Genomic DNA, 15,092 nt, shown 5'->3' with positions numbered 1-15,092 from the left:
CAGGACGCTCAACCCCGGTCTTGCCGCGTTCGCAGGACAGCGCACACGAGCAAGGCGCCATCGAGCCCCCAGGGACGGGTTTACGGCGTTTCCTGCAAGCCCATACCGCCCCGCCAAACCCAATATCCCAACCGCCGCTGTTGCTGTTGCCGTTGCTCCAGCCTTCCAGCGGGTCCCGGGCCGCAGGCCCGGGCAACAAACCCCTACCGGTCGTCGTGCAGGGTGCCACCCGGCAGGAACACCCAGGTGCGGGTGACCTGCAGGATGTCGATCTCGTCCTCGGTCTTCGGCAGCGGCGGGAATGGCTGCGCAAGCTGCACCACCCGCAGCGCCGCCTCATCCAGCAACGGCGTCCCGCTTGAACGCAGGATCCGGCTGCTTTCCACGCTGCCATCGCGGCGCACGCCCACGCTGATCACCACCTGGCCGCCGAGCCGGCGCTGCCGGGCCTCGTCCGGGTAATTCAGGTTGCCGACGCGCTCGGCGCGGTCGACCCAGGCGCGCAGGTAATTGGCGTAGGCATATTCGCGCGTGCTGGCCGACACGAACTTGCGGTTCGGGCGCTTGGCGTACTGCGCCGAGCGCAGATGCACCTCGGCCGCCAGCCGTGCCATCTCGGCATCACGCTGCTCGCGTGCCGTCAGCGGTGCATCCGGTTCCGGCTGCTCCGGTGTCGGGCGCGCCTGCGCCTGGGCCACTGCCTCTTCGCCGTTGCGGCTGCTGACCACCCGCGCCTGCGGCGGGGGCGCCGGCGCGGCCGATTGCTGCTGTTGCGGCACCGGGCTCAGCCCCGCCTGGGCCTGCGGAACGATGCCGGCCTGGTTGTCGCGCGGGCGCTGCGCACGGTCGTGCTCGCCGCCACCTTCCTGGCTGGCGGCGGCAAGGAAATCGGCCTGCTTCGGGGTCAGTGCGGTGCGGGTCTGGCTGAAGATCACCTCCAGCGTCGGCACCAGTGGTGCGTCGCCTTTCACCGCAAAACCCACGCCCAGGATCAGCAGGGCGTGGACCACGATCGACAGCGCGATGGTCGCGCCCAGCCGTTGCGCTTCGCGCGCCGGCGGGGGCAGGACGGCAGGTGCGGCCGCCATCAGCGCAGGCCGGCCTCGAGCGCGTCGAACAGGGTGCCGGCGATGTTCAGGCCGTACTGCGCGTCGAGCTCGCGCACGCAGGTCGGGCTGGTCACGTTGACCTCGGTCAGGTAATCGCCGATCACGTCCAGGCCGACGAAGCGCATGCCACGGCGCTTCATCTCCGGGCCAACCTGGCCGGCGATCCAGCGGTCACGCTCGCTCAGCGGGCGCCCTTCGCCACGGCCGCCAGCCGCCAGGTTGCCGCGGAACTCGTCACCCTGGGGAATGCGCGCCAGGCAGTAGTCGACCGGTTCGCCGTCGACCAGCAGGATGCGCTTGTCGCCGGCCGTGATGTCGGGAATGAACTTCTGGGCCAGCGCCAGCTTGCGGCCGCCGTCGGTCAGGGTTTCCAGGATCACGTTCAGGTTCGGATCGCCCTGGCCGCTGCGGAAGATCGAGCGGCCGCCCATCCCATCCAGCGGCTTCAGCACGGCCTGGCCGTGCTCCAGCGCGAAGGCCTTCAATGCCTTGGCATCGCGGCTGACCAGGGTCGGCGGGCAGCACTGCGGGAACAGCAGGGCGGCCAGCTTCTCGTTGTAGTCGCGCAGGCCCTGCGGGTTGTTGACCACGCAGGCGCCGGCAGCGGCAGCCACGTCCAGCACCTGCGTGTCGTAGATGTACTCGGCGTCGACGGGCGGGTCCTTGCGCATCAGCACGATCTGGCCGCGACCGAACTCGGTACGGCTGAACGCGCCCAGCTCATACCAGCCGGCCGGGTCGTCGCGCACCTGCAGCGGTGCGGTCTGGGCCACCGCCACGCCACCTTCCAGGGCCAGCCCGCCGGGCCGCACGTAGTGCAGGGCATGGCCACGGCGCTGGGCTTCCAGCAACATGGCGAAGGTGGTGTCCTTGGCGATCTTGATGTGGGCGATGGGGTCCATCACCACGATGACGTTCAACGGCATGGGCGCACCTGTCAGGCAAGGCGTTGATGGTAGCGGCAACGCCGGCCGTGTGCCTCCCCGCCGTAGTGCAACGCAGCGTCCGCCTGCCGGCAGCGCAGTCATTGCGAACCCGGTCACGTTCAGCCCGGTGCTACCCCCTGCGCGGCAGGCCGGCCTTGAAGCGGGCGCGGGAAGTGCGATATAGATACGCTTTCGCAGCGGCTCCCGCCAGAGATTGGGCCGTGCGCTTGGGGATAGGCAATGACTGAAAACACGACTGCGGGCGGGGAACTCGCAGGACTCCGGGTGATGGTCATCGATGATTCGAAGACCATCCGCAGGACTGCGGAAACGCTGCTCAAGCGCGAAGGCTGCGAGGTGGTCACCGCCACCGACGGCTTCGAAGCGCTTGCCAAGATCGCAGACCAGCAGCCGCAGATCATCTTCGTCGACATCATGATGCCGCGCCTGGATGGCTACCAGACCTGTGCGCTGATCAAGGGCAACCAGCTGTTCAAGGCGACCCCGGTGATCATGCTGTCGTCCAAGGATGGTCTGTTCGACAAGGCGCGGGGGCGCATCGTCGGCTCGGAGCAATACCTGACCAAGCCTTTCACGCGCGAAGAACTGCTGGGTGCCATCCGCACATACGTCAACGCCTGACCAGGGGGGAAAGGCACAATGGCTCGTATCGTCCTGATCGAGGATTCACCGACCGACCGCGCGGTGTTCACCCAGTGGCTGCGCCGTGCCGGCCACGAGGTGCTGGAAGCGGACAACGCCGAGGATGGCCTGCAGCTGGTCCGCGACCAGGTGCCGCAGCTGGTGCTGATGGACGTGGTCCTGCCCGGCATGAGCGGGTTCCAGGCCACCCGGGCGATGGCCCGCGATGCGGCGATCAAGCACATCCCGGTGATCATCGTCAGCACCAAGGCGATGGAAACCGACAAGGCCTGGGGCCTGCGCCAGGGCGCAGCCGATTACATCGTCAAGCCGCCGCGCGAGGATGAACTGATCGCGCGGATCAACGAACTGGTGGCCTGATGCGCTCGCCCTTCGACATCCTTGAAGCCTACGAACGACGCAGCCTGGCCCATGCAGTGCAGCTGCCCGGGCGGCAGTTCGCCCAGGACCTGTGGCGTGGCGTCGGTTACCGCGTCGGCCAGCGCCGGCTGGTGTCCGATTTCCGCGAAGTGGTGGAAATCGTGCCGATGCCGCCGGTGACCCCGGTGCCCTGCGCGCAGCCCTGGCTGCTGGGCGTGGGCAACCTGCGTGGCAACCTGTTTCCGGTGGTCGACCTGAAGTACTTCCTGGAAGGCACGCGCACCGTGCAGCAGGAAGGCCAGCGCGTGCTGATCATGCGCCAGGCTGGCGGCGACGTCGCACTGACCATCGATGAACTGTTCGGCCAGCGCAGCTTCGAGCTGGACCAGCAGATCGACGCGGGCACGTTGGCCGAAGGCCGCTACGGCCATTTCGTTGACCGTGCCTTCCATGCCGACGGCCATGACTGGGGCGTGTTCTCGCTCTCGCTGCTGTCGCGCACCCCTGAATTCCGGCAAGCCGCGGCCTGAGGCCGGGCATCGCCCCCTGCATTGAAGATCGAGGTTGAACGATGAGTACTGCTTCGGACGCCACCAAGACCGGCAAGCTGCGGCTGGGCGGCAGCAACCTCTGGCTGTTCCTGCTGCTGGCATCGATGATCCTGTTCGGCGTCAACACCGGCGTCGCCACCTGGCAGGGCAGCCGCCTTGCCGACGCCGGCTCCAAGGCCGCCGACCTGCAGGTGCTGTCGCAGCAGCTGGCCAACCAGGGACGTGACGCGGTCGGCGGCAACGCCCAGGCCTTCACCGCCTTCAAGGCCACCCGCAACGCGATCGAACAGAACGTGTCGACGCTGCAGGGCCGCTATGGCAAGGAGCCGGGCGTGTCCGGCGCCATCGCCACCCTGGGCGAAACCTGGGCGCCGCTGGGCAAGCAGGCCGGGCAGCTGGTGGCCAGCGAGCCGGCGGTGCTGGCGCTGGCCGGCAATGCCAACAACTTCACCGGCGCGGTACCGGGCCTGCAGGCCCAGCTGAACGAGCTGGTGCGCGCGATGTCCGCCTCCGGCGCCCCCTCGTCGCAGGTGTACAGCGCACTGCAGCAGGTCGTGGTGGCCGGTTCGATGGCCCGTCGGGTGACCGAAATGCGTGCCGGTGGCAGCGCCGCAGCGACCTCCGGGGATGCGCTGGCGCGTGACATCACCGTGTTCTCGCAGGTGCTCGACGGCCTGCGCAACGGCAACGAGGAACTGGGCATCACCGCCGTGCGCGGTGCTGCCGCCGTGGCCGCACTGGAGCAGTCGCAGCAGAAGTGGGAAGCGATGAAGCAGGACGCCGATGCGATCCTGGCCAGCTCGCGCCAGCTGTTCGCGGCGCAATCGGCGGCGACCGCGCTGGGCCAGGGCTCGGCCCACATGCTGGACGACAGCCGCAAGCTGTTCGATGCGTTCTCCTCGTTCGGCTCGGTGTCCGACACCCGCCTGTTCCCCAACTTCTGGATCGGCGTGGTGTCCGGCGCGCTGTCGCTGATCGCGATCATCGGCTTCGTCTCCACCAACGTGCGCAGCCGCTCGCGCGAGCAGGAACTGCGTTACCAGACCCAGGTGGAATTCAACAGCCGCAACCAGCAGGCGATCATGCGGCTGCTGGACGAAATCTCCTCGCTCGGCGAGGGTGACCTGACGGTGAAGGCCTCGGTGACCGAGGACATGACCGGCGCGATCGCCGACGCGATCAACTATGCGGTGGACGAGCTGCGCCACCTGGTGACCACCATCAACGACACCTCGGCCAAGGTCGCGATGTCCACCCAGGAAACCCAGGCCACCGCGATGCAGCTGGCAGAGGCGGCGGGCCACCAGGCCAACCAGATCACCTCCGCCTCGGACCGCATCGGTGAAATCGCAGCGAGCATCGAGCAGGTGTCGCGCAACTCGGCCGAGTCGGCCGACGTGGCACAGCGCTCGGTGGTGATCGCCGCCGAAGGCGCCGGCGTGGTGCGCGAGACCATCCAGGGCATGGACCAGATCCGCGACCAGATCCAGGAAACCTCCAAGCGCATCAAGCGCCTGGGCGAGTCGTCGCAGGAAATCGGCTCGATCGTGGAACTGATCAATGACATTTCCGAGCAGACCAACATCCTGGCGCTGAACGCGGCGGTGCAGGCGGCGTCGGCGGGTGAAGCGGGCCGCGGTTTCGCGGTCGTGGCCGACGAAGTGCAGCGCCTGGCAGAACGTACCTCGGGTGCGACCCGACGCATCGAAAACCTGGTCCAGGCCATTCAGGCCGATACCAACGAAGCGGTCACCTCGATGGAGCAGACCACGGCCGAAGTGGTGTCCGGTGCGCGCCTGGCCGAGGACGCCGGTACCGCGCTGACCGAGATCGAGCGCGTGTCCAACGCCCTCAATACCCTCATCAAGAACATCTCCATCGCCGCCCAGCAGCAGTCGGCCGCGGCCTCGGACATCACCCGCACCATGGGCGTGATCCGGCAGATCACCGGCCAGACCTCGCAGGGTGCCGGGCAGACCGCAGAGTCGATCGGCCACCTCGCGCAGCTGGCGGCGGACCTGCGCCGTTCGGTCGCCGACTTCAAGCTGCCGGCGTGACGCGGGCAGGGCGGCGAGCAAGGAACCAGTCGATGAAGCATTTCCATTCCCCACGCCAGAATCCGCGCGGCCATCGCGCGGCGGCGAACGGAGCGCGTCCATGAGCAGTCTGCGCGATGCGATGAGCCACGCAGCGCTGGGCTGGGTCAAGCCCGAGCTGGACGAGACCCTGCGCCAGGTGCGCAACGAGGTCGAGTACTACGCGGAAGACCCGAGTGATGCCAGCCGCATGCGCATCTGCGCCGGCTACCTGCACCAGGTGCAGGGCACCCTGCGCATGGTTGAACTGTATGCCCCGGCGATGGTGGCCGAAGAGCTCGAGCAGCTGGCCAATGCCATCGGCGCCGGCCAGGTGGCCGACCGGGATGAAGCCTGTGCGACCCTGATGCGTGGCAGCGTGCTGCTGCCGGACTATCTGGAGCGCCTGCAGAACGGCCATCGCGACATTCCGATCGTGCTGATGCCGCTGCTCAACGAGATCCGCGCGTCGCGTGGCGAAGAAGGCGTCAACGACAGCGTGCTGCTGGCCTTTGCGCCGGACAGCATCACCGCCACCGAGGCCGAGCTGGACCATGCCCGGGGCAGCCTGAGCGGGCGCAACCGCGAGCTGCTCGATACCGTCGGCAGCGCAGTGAAGGAAGAACTGCTGCGCATCAAGGATGCGCTTGACCTGCACCTGCGCACCGGCGGTGCACCGGAACAGCTGCAGACCCAGGCCAACGAACTGGGCGCCGTGGCCGACACGCTGGGCATGATGGGCCTGGGCGTGGCCCGTGGCGTGGTCGTGCAGCAGCGCGACGCGCTGCGTGGCGTGGTCGAGGGGCGCCAGCAGATCGACGAGAACCTGCTGCTGGATATCGCCGGTGCGCTGCTGTACGTCGATGCCTCGCTGGACGACCAGGTTGCCCATCTGGGCGCCGGCGGCAGTGGCGAGGACGATCCGAGCGCGGTGGAGAACCGGCGCACGGTGGAAGTGCTGGCCCATGAAGCCATCGCCAACTTCGCTGCCGCCCGCGAGCATTTCGTCGCCTTCATCGAAACCAGCTGGAACCATGCCGAGCTGCAGGATGTACCGCGCCTGCTGGGCGATGTGTCCGGCGCGCTGCGCATGCTCGACCTGGGAACCGCCGCCGATTACCTGCGTGGCGTGCAGCAGTACATCGAGGCCGAGCTGATCGGCCGCCAGCGCGTGCCCAGCGGCCGCCAGCTGGACACCCTGGCCGATGCCATGGCCAGCCTGGAGTACTACCTGGAAGCCCTGCGCGATCGTCGCCCGGGCCGCGAAGACATCCTTGAAATCACCCGCAGCAGCCTCGAGGCACTGCGCTACTGGCCGCTGCCCGAACGCAACGCCGCCGCACCGGAAGCGCCGGCAGCGCTTGCCATCGAACGTGAGCCGCTGCCGGTGCAGGTCGAGCCGCTGCAGCCCGAGCGCATCGAGGTACCGGTGCAGCCTGCTGCGCCCGCGGCCGGCGACGTGCCGGTATCGCTGCCGGACTTCACCTTCGATCCGCCGCCGGCCACACCGGCACCGAGGGTGCCCGACAACAGCCTGATGTTCGGCGCGCTGGGCACCGCGGGCGTCGTGGCCGCCAGCCCGTTGGATGCTGGCGCCTCGCCGCTGCCAACACAGCATGATGCCGAGGCATCGCTGGTCTTCGCCGCATCCAGCGCACCTGCGCCTGATGTCCCGCAGTGGGAGCTGGCGCCGTTCTACCCCGAAGCCGAGGCGGCCGCGCCCGCCGGCGACGAACGCGCGCCGACGTTCGCCAGTTTCGATCCCGTCAGCTTCGAACTGGCCGACAGCGATCACGCCGATGCACCGCAGTGGTCGCTGTCCGAGGCGCCGCAGGTGCTCGAGGAAAGCGCAGCGCCTGCGATCGACGAGACGACGGACAGCGTGGTTTCGCCCGTGACCGGATTCGATGCTGCGCCGGTGTTCGATCCGGTAGCGGCCGAACGGGGCGCGGTTGCCGAGGCCGACGACGTGGTGTTCCGCTTCGACGCCGATGCATTGGACAACGCTGACGATGTGCTGTCGCTGCACGCGATGGAAGCGTTGTCGCTGGACGATGACGCCGGGTTGCATCCGTCGCTGGAGATCGTCGATGCCGTGGCGCCGCCGCTGGCCGATGCATCGCCTGCGGCGGAGGTCAGGGTGGACGAGGCTCCGGATGACCTGCCGGCATCGTCGATCACTCCGCCGTCGATCGAAGCGCCCGCCCCGGCAGCGGAAACGTCGGCGCCGGCCGTGTCGGTGATCGATATCGACACCATCGCGCCGATCGATTTCAGCGAAGCCGATGCCCAGTTCTTCGCCGAGCTGAGTGCAGCCGCTGCCGGCTTCAATCCGCAGGCGATGCCCACCGCGACGGCACCGGAGGCGGTCGTTGCGACCGGCGCCGACGCCAATGCCGACGCGACTACGGGCTTCGACGCCGGCTTCGACGACGACGCCGAGAACATCGACGAGGACATCCGCGAGGTGTTCCTGGAAGAGTTCGACGACGAGCTCGCCAATCTGGGCACGCTGCTGCCGGCGTGGCGCATGCAGCCGGACAACATGGACCGGCTGCGCCCGATCCGCCGCATCTTCCATACCCTCAAGGGCAGTGGCCGCCTGGTTGGCGCACGTACGCTGGGCGAGTTCGCGTGGAAGATCGAAGGCATGCTCAACCGCGTGCTGGATGGCAGCCGCGCCGCCTCGCCGGCGGTGCTGGCGATGGTCGACAACGCACATGCGGCGCTGCCACAACTGAACGCAGCGCTGCGCCACGGCCAGCGCATCAGCGTCGACCTGCAGGCCATGCAGGCCATTGCCGATCGTGTCGGCGCAGGCGAGGAAACCTACTACGTACCGCTGCCGGGTGCGGCTGCGCCGGTTGTACCGGTTGCTGAAGCTGACGGCGAAGACGAGATCAGCCGCATTCTCGATGTGGAGGCTGCCGCCTCGGCGCCGGCCGATACCGACGTGGAGGCCGAAGTGGCCGGTACGCCGGCCAACATCGACAGCGTGCTGCGCGAGATTCTCGAGGCCGAGGTGGAAGTCCACCAGGCCACCCTGCAGGACTGGCTGCGTTCGGCGCAGCAGGCGCCGCAACCGGTCAGCGATGCACTGCTGCGCGCGGTGCACACCATGAACGGCGCCTTCGCGATGACCGAAGTGCCCGAGATCACGGCGGTGACCGGCGGCGCGGAGTCCTACATCAAGCGCGCACTGGCCGCCGAGGTGGTCCCGGGTGATGAAGGCGTAGCCGCCCTGGATGCGACTGCGCAGGCGATCACCGCCACCATGGAAGCGTTGCAGGCCGAACAGCCGCGCATCGCGCCGCAACAGGTACTCGCGCAGCGCCTGCAGGCGCTGGCTGGCGCGTTGCCGGAAGCGCGCTGGCCGATGGTGGGCCTGGAAGACGAAGAAGACGATCTGGCGCTGGATGACGAACCGCCGGTGGAACTGGACGCGGATGCATCGACAGCCGTCGCGCTTGAATCCGATGCGGTGCCGCATTCGTTTGCCGCACCGGAGCAGGACGCGGAAGCACGTGCCGATACTGTCGAAGCCCCGGTCGCCGACGTGGCGATCGAGGCCGGGCTGGAGGTCGGTGAGCTGACGGCCAGCGATGATCTTTCGCGCTACTTCGATGCCGGATGGCCGTCCGTACCGGGTGAGGAGGATGCGTCGCTGCCGGTGGTCGAATCGATCCAGGTGGCCGACGACGTTCCAGCCGTTGCCGTAGCCGGTGTCGAGGCGGAGGCCGAAGGCGTGCTGCGGTTGTCCGACGATGCCGGTTTGACCGTCGTGGATGATCTGTCGCCGTACCTGGATGCCAGTGCGCTGCCGGTTGACGACCGCGACGCCGAAGAGACTCCGGCCGCTGTCGAAGCCGTCGCATCTGACCTGAATGCGCCCTCGGCCGATCGCGCGCACGTCGCTGATGCCACGGCGTTCGAAATGCCTGCTGCACTGCCACTCGACAGCGAGCTGTCGAGCCTGCAGGATGAAATGGCTGCGCCGGGGTTTGCAGAACCGGTCTCGCTGGAAGCCGCGCTCGAGGCCGGCCTGCACGTGATCGACGAAGAGCAGCCCCTGGCCGACGACGGGCAATGGCCCGTGCTCGGCCTGCAGGCCAGCGAACTCGCGCCGGGCGAGGCGGAAGCCTTTGCCGAGGATGCGGACGTCGGCGGGGAGGCGGCGATCGGTGAAGGAGAGAGCGCCGATCAGCCGTCCCCGGCGACGGTGAATGAGGAGATCGCGGAGGCCGCAGCGCAGGCCTCCGCCGAACCGGTACGCTTCTTCGAACTGGAAGACGCGCCGGGCCAGGCGGAGGTCCACGCCGAAGCCGCCGACGTCGATGCGGTTGCGGTACCGGATGCCGTGGCAGCCAGCGCGCCCGAAGCCGACGTGCCTGAAACCGTGACACCTGACATCCTTGCCATGCCGGTGCCTGAAGACAGCACCGATACGCTCGACTTCAGCGTCTACGATCGCGAGCTGGTCGACATCTTCGTCGAGGAAGGCAAGGACCTGCTCGACCACTGCGATGGCCTGATCAGCGAGCTGCGTGATGCACCGCAGGACCGCGAGGTGCTGGCCGGCCTGCAGCGTGACCTGCACACCCTGAAGGGTGGCGCACGCATGGCCGGCATCAACGCCATCGGTGATCTCGGCCACAGCATCGAATCGTTGCTGGAGGCGGTCGCCGCCGGTCGCACCGAGATCGAACGCCGCGATGTGCAGTTGCTGGAGCGCGGATTCGATCGCCTGCACCAGCTGCTGACCCGCACCGGTAACCACCGCGTGGTGGAACCGGCGCAGGATCTGGTCGATGCGTTCGAAGTGCGTACCACCACCGATATTGCCGCAGCAGCAGCGGCTGCCGTAGGCGCAGCGGACGTGGCGAGCGTTGCAGAAACCGCGTCGGCAGCGGTCGCCGGCCCTGCGCCGGCACTGCTCGATGCGCCGTTGTCGGCACCGCTGCCGGCCGAAGGCGTGATCGATGAAGATCCGCTGGCGCGCCCGCAGCAGGAACAGGTGCGCGTGCGCGCGGATCTGCTCGACCGCTTGGTCAACCATGCCGGTGAAGTGGCGATCTACCGCTCGCGCCTGGAACAGCAGCTTGGTGCCTTCCGCGGCGCGATGGGCGAGCTGGAGCGCACCAATGCGCGACTGCGCGACCAGCTGCGCCGACTCGACCTGGAAACCGAGGCGCAGATCGTCGCCCGCTACCAGCGTGAGCAGGACCAGGCCGATCAGAAGTTCGATCCGCTGGAACTGGACCGCTTCTCCACGCTGCAGCAGCTCAGCCGTGCACTGAACGAGTCGGCGGCCGATCTCGGGGGCCTGCAGGGCGTGCTCGACGATCTGTCACGCCAGTACGATTCGTTGCTGCAACAGCAGTCGCGCGTCAGCTCCGAGCTGCAGGACGGCCTGATGCGCGCGCGCATGGTGCCGTTCGATGGCCTGGTGCCGCGGCTGCGCCGCGTGGTCCGCCAGTCCGGCATGGATACCGGCAAGCAGGTGCACCTGACCCTCGAGGGCACCCACGGCGAACTGGACCGCAATGTCCTCGACCGCATGGTCGCGCCGCTCGAACACATGCTGCGCAACTCCGTGGCCCACGGCCTGGAAGCGCCGGAACAGCGTCGCGCCGCCGGCAAGCCGGAAGAGGGCGAAGTCGCCATCCGCCTGCACCGTGAAGGCTCGGAAATCGTGCTGGAAGTGGCCGATGACGGTGCTGGCCTGGACCGCGAAGCGATCCGACGCCGCGCCATCGATCGTGGCCTGTTGGCCGCCGACGCGCAGCCCAGCGAGCAGGAACTGGACAACCTGATCTTCGCCTCCGGTTTCTCCACCGCCGACCAGGTCAGCCAGCTGGCGGGTCGTGGCGTGGGCATGGACGTGGTGCGCAACGAAGTGCGCCAGCTCGGCGGCTCGGTCGACATCCAGTCGGTGCGTGGCCAGGGCGTGCGCTTCACCTTGCGCCTGCCGCAGACGCTGGCCGTCACCCAGGCGGTGTTCGTGCAGATCGGTGAAACCACCTTCGCCGTGCCGGTGGCCTCGGTCAGTGGTATCGGCCGCCTGTCACGCGAACGCTTCGAGGCCGCCGACAGCAGCTACCGCTACAGCGGCGAAGACTATCCGCTGTATGACCTCGGCAGCCTGGTCGGGCAGGCCCCGGCACGCGCCGATGGCCAGGACCAGGTGCCGCTGCTGCTGGTGCGTGCCGGTGACCTGCGCGCTGCCGTGGCGATCGACCAGGTGCTGGGCAACCGCGAAATCGTGGTCAAGCCGGTCGGCCTGCAGATCGCATCGGTACCGGGCATCTACGGTGCCACCATCACCGGCGATGGTCGCGTGGTGGTGATCCTGGACGTCGCGCCGCTGGTGCGCCGTTTCCTCGCCAATCCGACCGCACCGGTGCTGGCCAATGCACCGCGCGACGAACGCCAGGTGCCGCTGGTGATGGTGGTCGATGACTCGCTGACCATGCGCAAAGTGACCGGACGGATCCTCGAACGGCACAACTTCGAAGTCAGCGTCGCCCGCGATGGCGTGGAAGCACTGGAGCGGCTGGAAGAGCGCGTGCCGGACCTGATGCTGCTGGATATCGAGATGCCGCGCATGGACGGCTACGAGCTGGCCACGGCGATGCGCGCCGACCCGCGCTACAAGGATGTGCCGATCGTGATGATCACCTCGCGCAGCGGCGACAAGCACCGCCAGCGCGCCTTCGAGATCGGTGTCCAGCGTTATCTGGGCAAGCCGTACCAGGAACTGGACCTGATGCGTAACGTGTACGACCTGCTGGGGATCGCCCGTGTCCGTGAGTGAAACCCATCCGGCCCCGGCCGTCGCCCTGCTGGCCCGCCCCGGTGCGGCGCGCGAACGCCTGCGCGAGGCGCTGTCGCATGCAGATGTGCAGCTGGTTCTGGAAGATGACCCGAACGGCTTGGAGCCACAGGTCCTGCAGGCTGCGGATCCGCAGTTCGTGGTGATCGCGCTGGAAGCGGCCATCGAGGACGCACTGGAACGGCTGGACGCCGCGCTCTCGGCACCGGGGCTGACCCTGGTGTTCGATGAGGCCGAGCTGGCCGCGCGCCGCGACGGCTGGGAGGCGCAGCGTTGGGGGCGCCATCTGGCGGCCAAGCTGCACGGCCACCAGCAGGTGTTGCCGCCGGGTGCCGAGGAAGAGCCCAGCCTGCAGCTGGAGCCCGGCCATCCGGCGCCCGCGCCGGCACCGCAGGAAGAAGCCCTGCAGCCGCATCTGGCGCAGGCGCTGAGCTGGGCCGATGACGTTCCGGCCGACGGTCTGTATTCGCCGCCGGCACACCTGCACGAACCGATCGCGCTGGAGCAGGCCCTGGCGGCACTGCAGCCGGACGTGCCCGAACCACGGGATCCGCCTTCGCCGCCGCAAGCGCCGGCCGAACCGGCGGCGCCTGCGGCACCGCCGATCTCCTTCGATCACACCGCCTGGTCGCTGGTCGAGGAATCGATCGAAGCGCCGGCACCGGCAGAAGTGGCGGCGCCGGCCGCTGCGCCGCAGCCCTCCTTCGATACCGATCATTTGACCCTGGTCGATCTGGATGCCGCCGCCCCGGCCGGTGCGCGCGCCGCATCAGTGCTGGTGCTGGCCGGCATCGGTGGCCCGGATGCGTTGCGTCGCCTGCTCGGCGCACTGCCCGCGTCGTTGAGCGTGCCGGTCCTGGTGCACATGCGCCTGGACGGTGGCCGCTACGGCAACCTGGTCAAGCAGATGTCGCGTGTTTCGCCGTTGCCGGTGCAGCTGGCCGAGGCCGGCCAGCGCGCCGCGCCGGGCGAGGTCCACGTGCTGGCTGATGATATCGGCGTGCGCGCGGCCAGCGATGGCCTGCATTTCCAGAGCGATGCCACCGGTATTTCGCTCGCTGCATTGCCGGCCGCACACACTGCGCTGGTGCTGCTCAGCGGTGCCGACCTGGCCCATGTCGGCCCGGCGCTGGACCTGGCGGCCGCCGGTGCGTGGGTGGCCGGGCAGGTAGGCGAGGGCTGCTACGACCCGGCTGCGGCCACCGCCGTGGTTGCTGCCGGCATGGTGGCCGGTGAACCGCAGGAGCTGGCGCAGGCAATTGCCGCGCGCTGGGGTGAGCAGGACGACAACGGAGAGGCACCATGAGCTACGCCAGCAACGACGAAATCCGCGGCGTCCTGATCCAGGCCGGCAACGAGCGCGTACTGCTGCCCAATGCCACCGTGGCCGAAATGATGTCGCGCGTACCGGTGCACCCGGTCTCCGATGCGCCGCGCTGGCTGGTTGGCGAGATCGGCTGGCACGGCTGGCAGGTGCCGCTGGTGTCGTTCGCACGCCTTTCCGGGCTGGGCGAAGAGACGGTGGCCGGCCACAACAAGGTGGTAGTACTGAAGTCCCTCAGCGGCAACGCGCAGCGCCCGTACTACGCGCTGCTGACGCAGAACTTCCCGCAGCTGATCTCGGTGCCGCGCGACGGCCTGCTGGCCGACGCCTCCGAAGAAACCCTGCCGCAGATCGTGCACATGCGCGTGCTGCTGGGTGAGCAGAGCGCGCTGCTGCCGAACCTGGATGCACTGGAAGCGGCGCTGGATTCGCTGGCGGCCTGATCGGCAATCCGCCGGTCGGGTAGCCGGTAGTGCCGGCCGCTGGCCGGCAACCCCATGATCCCGTGGATGCCGGCCAGCGGCCGGCACTACCACGAAGCCTTACCCCAGATCGCCCAACCGCGCCTGCAACGCCGCGATCGCGGCCAGCCCGGCCGTTTCCGTGCGCAGGATCCGCGGCCCCAGTTGCAGCCCCTGGAATCCCGCCGATTGCAATCACGATGCCGCCAGCGGGAGCCGCTTCCAGCGTCGACATCCGCTGGCGGCCTGATCGGCAATCCGCCGGTCGGGTTCCCGGTAGTGCCGGCCGCTGGCCGGCAACCACATGATCCCGTGGATGCCGGCCAGCGGCCGGCACTGCCACGAATCAGCCTTACCCCAGATCGCCCAACTGCGCCTGCAACGCCGCGATCGCGGCCAGTCCGGCCGTTTCCGTGCGCAGGATCCGCGGCCCCAGTTGCAGCCCCTGGAACCCTGCCGATTGCAATCACGATGCCGCCAGCGGGAGCGGCTTCCAGCGTCGACATCCGCTGGCGGCCTGATCGGCAATCCGCCGGCCGGGTAGCTGGTAGTGCCGGCCGCTGGCCGGCAACCCCATGATCCCGTGGATGCCGGCCAGCGGCCGGCACTACCACGAATCAGCCTTACCCCAGATCGCCCAAGCGCGCCTGCAACGCCGCGATCGCGGCCAGTCCGGCCGTTTCCGTGCGCAGGATCCGCGGCCCCAGTTGCAGCCCCTGGAATCCCGCCGATTGCAATCACGATGCCGCCAGCGGGAGCCGCTTCCAGCGTCGACATCCGCTGGCGGCCTG

9 protein-coding genes and 3 pseudogenes are annotated in these 15,092 nt (G+C 68.6%); 7 read left to right on the top strand and 5 right to left on the bottom strand.

Features of this window, described 5'->3' with window-relative positions:
* Window positions 1–203: 203 nt before the first annotated feature.
* A complete protein-coding gene (locus AC5P7A_RS12410; RefSeq protein WP_014648095.1) occupies window positions 204–1,088 on the bottom strand; it encodes an energy transducer TonB family protein in 885 nt (294 codons plus the stop codon).
* Window positions 1,088–2,035 (bottom strand): glutathione synthase, encoded by a 948-nt coding sequence (gshB, locus tag AC5P7A_RS12405; protein WP_014648094.1) that lies wholly within the window; start codon window positions 2,033–2,035, stop codon window positions 1,088–1,090. Before gshB ends, AC5P7A_RS12410 begins: the two co-directional genes overlap by 1 nt.
* Window positions 2,036–2,275: 240 nt before the next feature.
* Between gshB and pilG the strand changes: the two genes are divergently transcribed.
* The 7 genes from pilG to AC5P7A_RS12370 all read left to right on the top strand — a co-directional run bounded on the left by pilG (window position 2,276) and on the right by AC5P7A_RS12370 (window position 14,283).
* Window positions 2,276–2,677 carry a twitching motility response regulator PilG gene (gene pilG / locus AC5P7A_RS12400; RefSeq protein WP_005418455.1) on the top strand — a complete coding sequence of 134 codons (402 nt, stop codon included), beginning with the start codon at window positions 2,276–2,278 and terminating at the stop codon, window positions 2,675–2,677.
* Between the two features lie 18 nt (window positions 2,678–2,695).
* A complete protein-coding gene (locus tag AC5P7A_RS12395) occupies window positions 2,696–3,058 on the top strand; it encodes a response regulator (protein ID WP_005410717.1) in 363 nt (120 codons plus the stop codon).
* Complete coding sequence (locus AC5P7A_RS12390; protein WP_014648092.1) at window positions 3,058–3,588, top strand: chemotaxis protein CheW; 531 nt, start codon at window positions 3,058–3,060, stop codon at window positions 3,586–3,588. The genes AC5P7A_RS12395 and AC5P7A_RS12390 overlap by 1 nt, the downstream gene beginning before the upstream one ends.
* A gap of 41 nt (window positions 3,589–3,629) precedes the next feature.
* The gene (locus AC5P7A_RS12385; RefSeq protein ID WP_014038185.1) at window positions 3,630–5,666 is read left to right on the top strand and encodes a methyl-accepting chemotaxis protein; all 2,037 of its coding nucleotides are present in this window, start codon (window positions 3,630–3,632) and stop codon (window positions 5,664–5,666) included.
* A gap of 100 nt (window positions 5,667–5,766) precedes the next feature.
* Window positions 5,767–12,498, top strand: a complete 6,732-nt coding sequence (locus AC5P7A_RS12380; RefSeq protein ID WP_495220175.1) for an Hpt domain-containing protein — start codon at window positions 5,767–5,769, stop codon at window positions 12,496–12,498.
* The gene (locus tag AC5P7A_RS12375; RefSeq protein ID WP_049441322.1) at window positions 12,485–13,822 is read left to right on the top strand and encodes a chemotaxis protein CheB; all 1,338 of its coding nucleotides are present in this window, start codon (window positions 12,485–12,487) and stop codon (window positions 13,820–13,822) included. The genes AC5P7A_RS12380 and AC5P7A_RS12375 overlap by 14 nt, the downstream gene beginning before the upstream one ends.
* Window positions 13,819–14,283 carry a chemotaxis protein CheW gene (locus AC5P7A_RS12370; protein WP_049441320.1) on the top strand — a complete coding sequence of 155 codons (465 nt, stop codon included), beginning with the start codon at window positions 13,819–13,821 and terminating at the stop codon, window positions 14,281–14,283. The genes AC5P7A_RS12375 and AC5P7A_RS12370 overlap by 4 nt, the downstream gene beginning before the upstream one ends.
* Window positions 14,284–14,382: 99 nt before the next feature.
* Here AC5P7A_RS12370 and AC5P7A_RS12365 read toward each other — a convergent pair.
* The 3 pseudogenes from AC5P7A_RS12365 to AC5P7A_RS12355 all read right to left on the bottom strand — a co-directional run.
* Window positions 14,383–14,496 (bottom strand): annotated as a pseudogene (locus AC5P7A_RS12365) (16S rRNA (uracil(1498)-N(3))-methyltransferase); the annotation flags it as partial.
* 157 nt (window positions 14,497–14,653) lie between these two features.
* Window positions 14,654–14,767: pseudogene (locus AC5P7A_RS12360) on the bottom strand (16S rRNA (uracil(1498)-N(3))-methyltransferase); the annotation flags it as partial.
* Between the two features lie 157 nt (window positions 14,768–14,924).
* A pseudogene (locus AC5P7A_RS12355) lies at window positions 14,925–15,038 on the bottom strand (16S rRNA (uracil(1498)-N(3))-methyltransferase); the annotation flags it as partial.
* Between the last annotated feature and the right edge of the window lie 54 nt (window positions 15,039–15,092).

The organism is Stenotrophomonas sp. YJH_SMC_65, from assembly GCF_059369475.1.
This window is presented reverse-complemented; position numbering and strand designations above follow the sequence as displayed.

Bases quoted from the DNA above. Each gene is read 5' to 3' on its own strand.
- AC5P7A_RS12395 (WP_005410717.1), top strand. From the start codon at position 2,696: ATGGCTCGTATCGTCCTGATCGAGGATTCACCGACCGACCGCGCGGTG.
- AC5P7A_RS12410 (WP_014648095.1), bottom strand. From the start codon at position 1,088: ATGGCGGCCGCACCTGCCGTCCTGCCCCCGCCGGCGCGCGAAGCGCAA.
- AC5P7A_RS12380 (WP_495220175.1), top strand. From the start codon at position 5,767: ATGAGCAGTCTGCGCGATGCGATGAGCCACGCAGCGCTGGGCTGGGTC.
- gshB (WP_014648094.1), bottom strand. From the start codon at position 2,035: ATGCCGTTGAACGTCATCGTGGTGATGGACCCCATCGCCCACATCAAG.
- AC5P7A_RS12385 (WP_014038185.1), top strand. From the start codon at position 3,630: ATGAGTACTGCTTCGGACGCCACCAAGACCGGCAAGCTGCGGCTGGGC.
- AC5P7A_RS12390 (WP_014648092.1), top strand. From the start codon at position 3,058: ATGCGCTCGCCCTTCGACATCCTTGAAGCCTACGAACGACGCAGCCTG.
- pilG (WP_005418455.1), top strand. From the start codon at position 2,276: ATGACTGAAAACACGACTGCGGGCGGGGAACTCGCAGGACTCCGGGTG.
- AC5P7A_RS12370 (WP_049441320.1), top strand. From the start codon at position 13,819: ATGAGCTACGCCAGCAACGACGAAATCCGCGGCGTCCTGATCCAGGCC.